The organism is Oceanicaulis sp. UBA6590 (assembly GCF_002433705.1).
Taxonomy (GTDB): Bacteria; Pseudomonadota; Alphaproteobacteria; order Caulobacterales; family Maricaulaceae; genus Oceanicaulis.
Map to the genome: position 1 here is coordinate 66,641 of NZ_DJIQ01000064.1, position 10,091 is coordinate 76,731.

At 65.3% G+C, this 10,091-nt stretch carries 8 protein-coding genes; 4 read left to right on the forward strand and 4 right to left on the reverse strand.

Going from position 1 to position 10,091, the window contains the following annotated elements:
* Window positions 1-58: 58 nt before the first annotated feature.
* The 3 genes from purH (at window position 59) to B2Z70_RS13605 (ending at window position 4,256) form a co-directional block, all read left to right on the forward strand.
* Window positions 59-1,654 carry a bifunctional phosphoribosylaminoimidazolecarboxamide formyltransferase/IMP cyclohydrolase gene (gene purH / locus B2Z70_RS13595; protein WP_009802622.1) on the forward strand — a complete coding sequence of 532 codons (1,596 nt, stop codon included), beginning with the start codon at window positions 59-61 and terminating at the stop codon, window positions 1,652-1,654.
* Window positions 1,655-1,726: 72 nt separating this feature from the next.
* Window positions 1,727-2,608 carry a dienelactone hydrolase family protein gene (locus B2Z70_RS13600; protein ID WP_292983935.1) on the forward strand — a complete coding sequence of 294 codons (882 nt, stop codon included), beginning with the start codon at window positions 1,727-1,729 and terminating at the stop codon, window positions 2,606-2,608.
* A gap of 166 nt (window positions 2,609-2,774) precedes the next feature.
* On the forward strand, window positions 2,775-4,256 hold the full coding sequence (locus B2Z70_RS13605) for an alanine/glycine:cation symporter family protein (protein WP_292983937.1): 1,482 nt from the start codon (window positions 2,775-2,777) through the stop codon (window positions 4,254-4,256).
* A 55-nt stretch (window positions 4,257-4,311) separates the two neighbouring features.
* Here the strand turns inward: B2Z70_RS13605 and B2Z70_RS13610 are convergent, their stop codons facing one another.
* Window positions 4,312-4,740, reverse strand: coding sequence for a VanZ family protein (locus B2Z70_RS13610; protein ID WP_292983938.1), 429 nt, complete (start codon window positions 4,738-4,740; stop codon window positions 4,312-4,314).
* On the opposite strand from B2Z70_RS13610, the gene bioB reads away from it, so the two are divergent.
* The gene (bioB, locus tag B2Z70_RS13615; protein WP_009802627.1) at window positions 4,739-5,737 is read left to right on the forward strand and encodes a biotin synthase BioB; all 999 of its coding nucleotides are present in this window, start codon (window positions 4,739-4,741) and stop codon (window positions 5,735-5,737) included. The genes B2Z70_RS13610 and bioB overlap by 2 nt on opposite strands.
* 3 nt (window positions 5,738-5,740) lie before the next feature.
* On the opposite strand, the gene B2Z70_RS13620 is transcribed toward bioB, so the two are convergent.
* From B2Z70_RS13620 to B2Z70_RS13630, 3 genes are all read right to left on the reverse strand, one after another.
* Window positions 5,741-8,197, reverse strand: coding sequence for a sensor histidine kinase (locus tag B2Z70_RS13620; RefSeq protein ID WP_009802628.1), 2,457 nt, complete (start codon window positions 8,195-8,197; stop codon window positions 5,741-5,743).
* A 187-nt stretch (window positions 8,198-8,384) separates the two neighbouring features.
* Complete coding sequence (locus tag B2Z70_RS13625; RefSeq protein ID WP_292983939.1) at window positions 8,385-8,837, reverse strand: TonB family protein; 453 nt, start codon at window positions 8,835-8,837, stop codon at window positions 8,385-8,387.
* Between the two features lie 102 nt (window positions 8,838-8,939).
* On the reverse strand, window positions 8,940-10,091 hold a 1,152-nt coding region (locus B2Z70_RS13630; protein ID WP_292983940.1), incomplete at its 5' end, for an adenosylhomocysteinase.

Here is a 10,091-nt window from a genome sequence, read left to right on the forward strand (position 1 = left end):
AAGGGGCCGTCTTCGTTCCTGGCGCAGCTAGTTTGGCGCCGTATGGGAGGACGTTTCCATGGATGATTCCGGCCTTGCCCCGCTCAAGCGGGCGCTGATTTCCGTTTCCGACAAAACCGGTCTCGCCGAACGCGCCGCCAAGCTGGCGGAAGCGGGCGTCGAGCTTCTGTCCACAGGCGGCACGCTGCAGGCCCTGCGCGACGCCGGACTGGAGGCGCGCGACGTCTCGAGCGTCACCGAATATCCCGAAATGATGGATGGCCGGGTCAAGACCCTGCATCCGCGCATCCATGGCGGTCTGCTGGCCCGGCGCGACCGGGAGGATGATCTGGCGGCCATGGCGGAACATGGCATTCCCCAGATCGACCTTCTGGTGGTCAATCTCTATCCGTTCGAGGAAACCGCCCGTTCCGGCGCCGACATCGACGCCTGCATCCAGAAGATCGATGTGGGCGGGCCGGCGATGATCCGCGCCGCCGCCAAGAACCACAATCATGTGGCCGTGTGCACCGACATGCGCGATCTCGACAAGGTGCTGGAATCCATGGCCGCCCATAACGGCGAGACCACGCTGGCCATTCGCCGCCATCTGGCCGCAAAGGCCTTCGCCCGCACCGCCGCCTATGACAGCGCGATCGCCGCGCGCTTCGAGCCGGAAGTCGAGAAACCGGCCCATAGCTGGTTCACCATTGGCGGTCGCCGTCTGAACAAGCTGCGCTATGGCGAGAACCCGCACCAGGATGCGGCGCTCTATGAAGCCGCCGAACAGCGTCCGGGCGTGGTCACGGCGCGCCAGATCCAGGGCAAGGCCCTGTCCTACAACAATATCGCCGATGCGGACGCCGCCTTTGAACTCGTCAGCGAGTTTGATCCCGAGGACCGCGCCGCAGCCGTGATCATCAAGCACGCCAACCCGTGCGGCGCCGCGGCGGCGGATGATCTCGCCACTGCCTATGAGCGCGCCTTCGCCGCGGACCCGATCTCGGCCTTTGGCGGCATCGCGGCGTTCAACCGCACGCTGGACGCCAGCACGGCGGATGCGATCACCAAGATCTTCACCGAGGTTGTGATCGCCCCGGACGCGGACGAGGCTGCGCTCGACATCCTGTCCGCGAAGAAGAATGTGCGGGTGCTGCTCACCGGCGCCCTCGCGGACCCCACCCAGCCGGGCTGGACCACCAAGGCGGTTGCGGGCGGTCTGCTGGTGCAGGAACGCGATACCGGCCATATCCTGCCGTCCGATCTCAAGGTGGTGACCAAGCGCGCCCCGACCGAGGAAGAGCTGGCGGATCTGATGTTCGCCTGGCGCGTGGTCAAGCACGTCAAATCGAACGCCATCGTCTTCGCCAAGGGCGGTACGACGGCGGGCGTCGGCATGGGCCAGACTTCGCGCGTGGAAGCGGTGCGACTTGCAGCCCGCAAAGCCGAGGACGCCGCCAAGGAAAATGGCTGGGATGCACCGCGCACGGCGAACTCCGCCTGCGCGTCCGATGCGTTCTTCCCCTTCCCGGACGGACTTCTGGAAGCGGCCAAGGCAGGCGCGCGCTGCGTCATCCAGCCGGGCGGCTCGGTGCGGGATGAAGACGTGATCGCGGCTGCTGACGAGGCGGGCCTGGCGATGGTCTTCACCGGCATGCGCCATTTCCGTCACTAGACTCTTCGTGTTTGACCCTGATCCTGATGGGCTTAGTCATGAGGACAAGACCATCAGGATTGGGCGCGTGACATGGATTTGCTGATCTGGGTTCTGGCGATGGCGGGCGCTGGCGTTGTCGCATTCGCGCTCTACATCGCCTGGTCGCTCTATCGGCGACTGCGCGGCCAGCACATGGCGCGCAAACCGTTCGCGGAACACGCCGCCTTCCTGGAGCCCTATGTGCGGGTGTCCTATCCGCCGGGCGAGGGCCCGTTTCCGGCGGTGCTGTTGTTTCATGGGTGCGGCGGCGTTCGCCAGGTCACCGAGAATTACGCCGCTCTGGCGGTGAAGTCCGGCGTCGCGGCGGTGATCGTGGACAGCCTGCGGGCCCGCAATATCAGCTATGAAGAGGCGCTGGCCCAGGTCTGCACCGGGCACAGGCTGTGGGGCCGCGAGCGCGCGGCGGATGTGTATGCCGCGCTCGCCCTGATCCGACAGGACGCCCGGATCGACCCGCGCAGGCTGGCGCTGGCCGGCTGGAGCCATGGCGGCTGGACCCTGCTGGACGCGCTGACGCTGGCGCGGATGGCGCTGCCGCCTGACGGACTGTCCGATGCGCCGGCCCAGCCCTTTGAAGGCGTGCGTGGGGCGTTTCTCGTCTATCCCTATGTCAGCGGGCCGTCCCTGGCTGTGCGCCATGACTGGCTCAGGGATATTCCCATTGAAGCCATTCTGGTGGAGCGCGATTCCATGGCCAGCGAAGCGGACGCCTCGGTGGTCTTCAGCCGGGCGCGCCAGGAGGGGGCGCCGGTCAGCTGGTCGGTGCTAGGGGGCGTGACCCATGCCTTTGACGAGCCCGACCACCATCCGGACTCCACCCTGCGATATGATGAACAGGCGAGCCGGGAGACCGAGGGACGGTTTGTCGATTTCCTGCGTCGGCGCGTGCTCGCCCTGCGGGATCCATCCTGACCGGGCAGGCCGACGTGTCCCCAAAAGCCTTTCAGGGTCAATCTCTACAGCTCCGCGTCATAGGCTTAAACATAATACACGATGGCGCCTGACCTCTTTGTACTTTTGACCAAGCCGATTAAAGTCCGCCCCAACGATTAAACACAACCAACGCAAGGGGAGCGGCGTGGGCGATCTTTTTTCCGGCCTTGATGGCCTCATCAACAACGTCTCCAATTTCATTTGGGGCGGCACCTGGAATGATTCACAGGTGTTGCCGCTGGGCTTTCTGGCCGTCGTGCTGCTGGGCACCGGCCTGTACTACATGATCCGACTGGGCGGACGTCCGGTCCTGCGCTTCGCGCCGGCGCTCAAGGAGCTCTGGGCGGGTCGCAAGTCGCAGGGCGAGGCGGGCGACATCACCCCCTGGCAGGCGTTGTCGACGGCGCTGTCCGGTCAGGTTGGCACGGGCAATCTCGCCGGCGTGGCCACCGCGATCTCGCTGGGCGGTCCGGGCGCGATCTTCTGGATGTGGATCACGGCCCTTCTGGGCATGGCCTGCGCCTTTGCGGAATCGAGCCTCGCGGTGAAATATCGCGAGACCCACCCGGATGGCCGGATCCATGGCGGTCCGATGTTCTACATCAAGAATGGCCTGAACAAGGGCCGCGCCGGCTTTGGCGGCTGGTTCGGCTGGCTGGCCATGCTGTTCTGCATCGGCACCCTGATCTCCGCGGTCGCGACGGGCGGCATGATCCAGGCGAACTCGATCACCGAATCCGTGGTTCAGACCGGCAATGAGCTGAACTTCACCATCCCCACCTGGGGCGTTGGCCTGGCGCTGGCGGCGCTGGTCTTCCTGGTCATTGTCGGCGGCATCAAGTCCATCGGCTCGGTGGCGGGCAAGGTCGTGCCCTTCATGGCGCTGTTCTATGTGGCCGTGGCCTTCGTGGTGATCTGCATCAACATCGTTCACGTGCCCGAGGCTTTCGGCCTGATCTTCAGCCACGCCTTCGGCTGGCATGAAGCGGTGGGCGGCGCAGCCGGCTATGGCGTGATGCAGGCGGTCCGCTACGGCGTGGCGCGCGGCCTGTTCTCCAACGAGGCCGGTCAGGGCTCCGCTCCGATCGCGCACGCGGCGGCCCAGACCAAGAGCCCAGTGGCCCAGGGCGAGATCGCCATGATCGGCGTCTTCATCGACACCATCGTGATCTGCACCATGACGGCCCTGGTCATCCTGGTGGCCGAAGGCTCCTATCCGGCGGAGGGCGGCGGCGTCGTCTCCTACGCCTGGCAGTCCACACTGAACTCGTCCGCCATCACCACGGCGGCCTTTGCGAGCGCCATTCCGGGAGGTCAGTTCGTGATCACCGTGGCGCTGGCGCTGTTCGCCTTCACCACGATCATCGGCTGGTCCTACTATGCCCAGCAGGCCGCGAGCTATCTGTTCGGCGACTGGGTGACCAACATCATCCGCTATGTCTGGGTCGTGATCGTGTTCGTTGGCTGTCTGGTGGTCGACACCGTGACCCTGTGGCGCTTTGGCGATATCGCGAACGCCTCGATGGCCTTCCCGAACCTGCTGGCGATCCTTCTGCTCTCGGGCGTTGTCGCCACCATGGCGCGCGAAGCCGACGAGAAGGTCAAGCACGGCGAAACGATCATCTAGCGATCCTTTCGCATCCTGACGGCAAAACCCCCGGCGCGCGGCGTCGGGGGTTTTCTTATGGGCGCAGGCGGACCCGCAAGCGGCGGACCCCGTCGATCAGGGCGACGCCCAGTCCCAGGCCGATCAGGTCCGCAATGACATCCGCCAGCGATGCGGTCCGGCCCCACCCGCTCAGACCCTGGGCCAGTTCGATGGCCACGCCGAAACCGGTCAGGCCAAGCGCGAGGGTCCAGAGGCGGAGGGACGGCCATCCGGCGCGCGCCAGCACGGTCAGAACCAGGAAGGCGGCGATATGCTTGAGTTTGTCGACGCCGAACAGAACAGGCTCCTCGATGGGCGCCGGCAGCAATGCGACGCCGAACACGCACAGCGCGGCGACCAGCAGCACCAGCCGCGCCTGCACCGGGCTGACTTGCAAGGCTTGCGGCCCGGCGGCGGGCTTTCTACCGTCTCGCTGATTTTCCAAAGGCTCAGAGGCGCTCATGTCCACACTTCTCACCGATCTCGACCGTCTGGCCGAACCCCGTCACGACTGGACCCGTGATGAGGTCGCCGCCCTCCATGATGCGCCGTTCAATGATCTGATCTTCGCCGCGCAAAGCCTGCACCGCCGGGTGCATCGCCCCAATACGGTGCAGAAATCGCGCCTGCTGTCGATCAAGACCGGCGGCTGTGCGGAAGACTGCGGCTATTGCAATCAGTCCGCCCATTTCGACACGGGTCTTAAGGCGTCCAAGTTGATGGATCCCGAAGAGGTCGAGAAAAAGGCGATTGAAGCGAAAAATTCAGGCGCGACGCGGTTCTGCATGGGCGCGGCCTGGCGCGAGCTCAAGGAGCGCGACGAGCCGAAGATCCATGACATGATCCGTCGGGTGAAAGGGTTGGGGCTCGAGACCTGCATGACGCTGGGCATGCTGGGCGAGGGTCAGGCCGAGCGCCTGGCCGAGGCGGGACTCGATTACTACAACCACAATCTCGACACCTCGCCGGAATACTACAAGCAGATCATCACCACCCGCACCTGGGATGACCGGATCGACACGCTCGCCAAGGTGCGTGCGGCGGGCATGAAGACCTGCTGCGGCGGCATTATCGGCATGGGGGAAAGCAAGGAGGACCGGATCGGGCTTCTGACCGAGCTGGCGACCCTGCCTGTGCATCCCGAAAGCGTGCCGGTGAACCATCTCGTGGACGTGGCGGGCACGCCGCTGTCAGGGTCGGAGAGCCTGGACGGGCTCGACTTCGTGCGCGCGATCGCCACCGCGCGCCTGATCATGCCCAAGAGCGTGGTGCGTCTCTCCGCAGGGCGGGAGACCATGTCGCGGGAGCTGCAGGCGCTGTGCTTCCTGGCGGGCGCCGGATCGATCTTTGTGGGCGATGAGCTTCTGACCACGCCGAACCCCGATCAGGATACCGATACGGTCCTGTTCCGGGATCTGGGGCTGGAAGGCGATGAGGCGGGACGTCAGGCCAACGCCTGACGTCTATTCCGCGCTCAGGGAGTGGCTGCCGGGCAGATCGAGCTCCGGCGCCGCTTCCGAGCTGGTCAGACGGGGCAGGTGACAGGTCACGCGCGTGCCTTCGCCCGGCTCGCTTTCAAGCTCCACCCAGCCGCCATGCAGGCGGATAATGTCGTTGACGAGGGCCAGGCCCAGGCCCGCGCCGCCGCCATCGCCGCGCTCGAAGCGCTCGAAGATCTTCGCCTGACGGTCGGGCGCAATGCCGACGCCGTCATCAGCCACCCAGAGCGACACGTCATCGCCCGCGACCTCAGCGCCGACTTCCACCGCGCCGCCCGGATTGACGTGATCCATGGCGTTGGTGAGCAGGTTGTAGATGACCTGCTTGAGGCGTTTTCCGTCGGCGCGGATCAGCGGGCCGTCCTCGTCGGCGTTCAGCGTCAGCTTGATGCCCGAATGCTCGGCGCGCGAGGCGATCAGCTCCATGGATTCCTCGGCCAGGGCGTGCACATTCACGTCCCCGAGCTCCATTTCCAGCTGGCCAGCGTCAATGGCGGCAATGTCCAGAATGTCGTCGATCAGCTTGCCCAGCTGCGCCGAGGCGGTCTGGATCGCGCCCATATGCTCTTTCTGACGGTCTGACAGATCGCCGGCGAAGCCGCCCGCCAGCAGGTCGGCATAGCCATGGATCGTCGTCAGCGGCGTGCGCAGCTGATAGCTCACATGCTCGACGAATTCGGTCTTGATGCGTTCGGACGCTTCCAGCGCCTCGGCGCGGTCACGCAGGGCGGATTCGATGCGGCGGCTGTCGGTGATGTCATCCCAGGCGATCAGCGTCGCGCCATCGGGCAGGGGGCGGGTCAGCCAGGTCAGCACGGAATGATCCGCGCGGCGGATCTCGCCGGTCATGGCCTTGCGCGATTCCGGGCTGGGATCGGTAATGCGCGCCTTGAGCTGTCCCCAGGCTTCGGCATTGTCATAGAGCGGGGTGCAGGAGGCGACCATGTCGTCAAAATGCACGCCGTCCAGCCGCTCCGGGTCGAGCTTCCACAGCGTTTCGAAGGCCGCGTTGCGCAGCTTCAGACGCCCGTCCGATCCGAACACGGCGACAGCTTCGTGCAGCTTGTCCAGCGTCGCGCGTTGCACCTTGAGCTGGGTGTTGTAGCGCGCCTGCAAGGAGAGCTGGTCGGTCATGTCCTCGAAGATCAGCAGGAGCCCGCCCATCGGGTGACGCTGGCGCGCCACACGCAGGGTGCGGCCGTCGGGCAGCGCCCACAGCTCGTCCGGTTCGGCGTCCTGGTTCGGCGCGGTTTCGTAGCGCGACAGCTCGGCCTGGCGCCAGGCGCTGTAATCGGCCTGCTCGGGCAGGCGGCGCTTCTCGCGCAGGCGATCAAGCAACACGCCATGAGCCGGGCGATCATTGAGGAAGGCTTCTTCCACATTGAACATCTGGCTGAAGGCGCGGTTGTAGAACACGAGCTTCTTGGCGCGGTCAAAGATCGCCACCGCCTCGGTCATGTGGTTGAGCGTCAGGTCATGGGCTTCGCGGAAACGGTTGAGCGCCGCCTTGGCTTCCTCGCCATCGGTCACGTCCACGGCAAAGCCGGTCACCCCGCCCTGTACGGGATAGCTCGTCACCGACATTACCCGGCGCTGGCCCGCCAGCACCACGCCGCGGGCGCCGGTGCGCGGATCGCCGGAGTTGAGCACGTCGCGCGCCTGCTCGCCCAGGGTCGGCTCCAGAAGGAGCTGACGGTCAATCACCTCTGCGACGTCCGACGCTTCCACCGCCTTCACATAGGCGTTGTTCACCCAGTTCAGACGGCCCTTCTGGTCCATGCGCCAGGCGGGAACCGGGTTGCGGCCCATCATGTCCATGAAGCCGATGGGATCATCATGACTGATCTCATCATCGGACGCGCCCTCGGTCTGGCGCAGGGCGGTGTCGGTCAGCCAGATCACGAGCTGACGCCCGGCGGGGCGGCCATCCGCCTGGATCTTGCGGCCCGAACGTCCCGTCAGGGTCAGCGAGAAGGGCTGGCCCTCCGCCATCAGCGCGCGGGCGCGATCGCGGAAGCTCACCGTTTCGCCAGAGGCGTTGCGGGCGCTGAACTCGGAAATGCTGTCGAGAATGTCGGTGGCGATCTGCCCGTTCGCGCCGGCCGACTGGCTCAGCTCGGCGAATTGCAGCAGCGAAGCGAGCGCGGCGGGCGAGCCATAGAGCTTGGGCGCGGACCAGTGCTCCGCCTCGGACTGGGGCGGAACATCCCAGACCACGACCACGCCGGGATGGGCGGCGAACAGGCTGGTATTGCGTTCGGCGCGGTCTTCAGCAGCCAGAAGGCGGTCGCGCCAGAGCTTGCGGGCCTTGCGGGCGCCCGCGGTCAATCGATAGGCCCAGACAGACGAGGCGAGGGCGAAGGCGACCGAGCCGCCCGTGACGATGAGTGTGGCCAGTTGTACCGGTTCGGCTGCGGTCATGACGCGCCTTTTCCCCAATTGCCTGGTGCGCCATCCCGCTGAAAACGCGCACGCGTGCGAATCACATCTTACCGGAAGGTGAATTGAGACGCGATGGGCAGAGGAATCCCGGCCGTGAATTGACCGCGCTGCGCTGTGGACAAGGTCAATAAAGGCTTAAGTTTCAACTCAAATTGAATGATCAGATTCACCGAATCCGCACTTCGCCTTGGGTGAATTCAAACAGCACGACGCAGCCTTGCAGCCCTGCACCCTGGTTGAGCGGGGCAAAGCGCCAGTCCTCGACCGCGCGCCGGGCTTCGCGATCAAAGCTGCCGCCGGGCACGCCGCGCGCGATGGATACATTCGCCACCTCGCCCGCTTGCGTGACGTCAAACTGGACGATGGACCAGCCCTGCAGGCCGCGCGACCAGCCGCGCGCGGGATAGTCGGGCAGGCTGGCGTTGATCGCGCGCAAGGGCTCGCCCGCACACTGATCCGAGCTTGCGGCGCGCTCCACATTGGGCGGGACCGGCATGTCGGAGGTAGCGATGAAGGGCTGAAGCCGCGGATCGGCCAGCGGGTTCAGCTCCGGGCTCGAGCCGCAAGCTGCGAGCGAGAGCGACAGGGCGAGACAGGTCGGGATCAGGATCAGGCGCATGGCGCGCACAGTGTGCCGGGAGCGCGGGAAGGGCAAGAAGCGGATATGAAAAACCCCGCCGGATCGCTCCGGCGGGGTTTCTGGTTTGGCGATCGCCGAGGATTAGTAGCGATAGTGCTCGGCCTTGAACGGGCCTTTCTGCTCGACGCCGATATAGTCGGCTTGCTCCGGCGACAGCTCGCTCAGTTGCGCGCCCAGCTTTTCAAGGTGCAGGGCGGCGACTTTCTCGTCGAGATGCTTGGGCAGGATGTAGACCTGGTTGTCGTACTGATCGCCGCGGGTCCACAGCTCGATCTGGGCCAGCACCTGGTTGGTGAAGGACGCAGACATCACGAAGCTGGGGTGGCCGTTGGCGTTGCCCAGATTCACCAGGCGGCCTTCAGACAGCAGGATGATCTTGTGGCCTTCTGGGAACTCCACCATGTCGACCTGCGGCTTGACGTTGGTCCACTGGAAGTTCTTCAGCGCCTCGACCTGAATCTCGTTGTCGAAGTGGCCGATGTTACACACGATCGCCATGTTCTTCATGGTGCGCATGTGGTCGACGGTGACGACGTCCTTGTTGCCGGTGGCGGTGACGACGATGTCGGTGTTCTTGATCGCGTCTTCCAGCTTGACGACCTCATAGCCGTCCATGGCCGCCTGAAGGGCGCAGATCGGGTCGATCTCGGTGACTGACACGCGGCAACCGGCGCTGCGCAGGGATTCCGCCGAGCCCTTGCCCACATCGCCATAGCCGCAGACGACGGCGGTCTTGCCGGCCATCATCACGTCGGTGCCGCGACGGATGGCGTCCACCAGGCTTTCACGGCAGCCATAGCGGTTGTCGAACTTGGACTTGGTCACGGAGTCGTTGACGTTGATCGCCGGGAAGGCCAGCTCGCCCTTCTTGGCCAGCTGATACAGACGCATCACGCCGGTGGTGGTTTCCTCGGACACGCCCTTGATGGCGGCCTTGGCCTTGGCGAACCAGCCCGGAGAGGCCTCGATGCGCTTCTTGATGGTCTGGAAGAGATAGCCTTCTTCCTCGGACTTCGGCTCGCCGAGGAAGTTGGGGTCCGCTTCGGCCTTCTCGCCCAGCTGCAGATACATGGTCGCGTCGCCGCCATCATCCAGGATCATGTTGGCGGTTTCGCCGTTCGGCCAATGGAAGATGGCGTCGGCGAACTCCCAGTACTCTTCCAGCGTCTCGCCCTTGTAGGCGAAGACCGGAATGCCCTTGTCCGCGATCGCGGCGGCGGCGTGGTCCTGGGT

Excerpts from the sequence above, each read along its gene's own strand:
- purH (WP_009802622.1), top strand. The coding sequence starts at position 59 with ATGGATGATTCCGGCCTTGCCCCGCTCAAGCGGGCGCTGATTTCCGTT.
- B2Z70_RS13600 (WP_292983935.1), top strand. The coding sequence starts at position 1,727 with ATGGATTTGCTGATCTGGGTTCTGGCGATGGCGGGCGCTGGCGTTGTC.
- bioB (WP_009802627.1), top strand. The coding sequence starts at position 4,739 with ATGTCCACACTTCTCACCGATCTCGACCGTCTGGCCGAACCCCGTCAC.
- B2Z70_RS13610 (WP_292983938.1), bottom strand. The coding sequence starts at position 4,740 with ATGAGCGCCTCTGAGCCTTTGGAAAATCAGCGAGACGGTAGAAAGCCC.
- B2Z70_RS13620 (WP_009802628.1), bottom strand. The coding sequence starts at position 8,197 with ATGACCGCAGCCGAACCGGTACAACTGGCCACACTCATCGTCACGGGC.
- B2Z70_RS13625 (WP_292983939.1), bottom strand. The coding sequence starts at position 8,837 with ATGCGCCTGATCCTGATCCCGACCTGTCTCGCCCTGTCGCTCTCGCTC.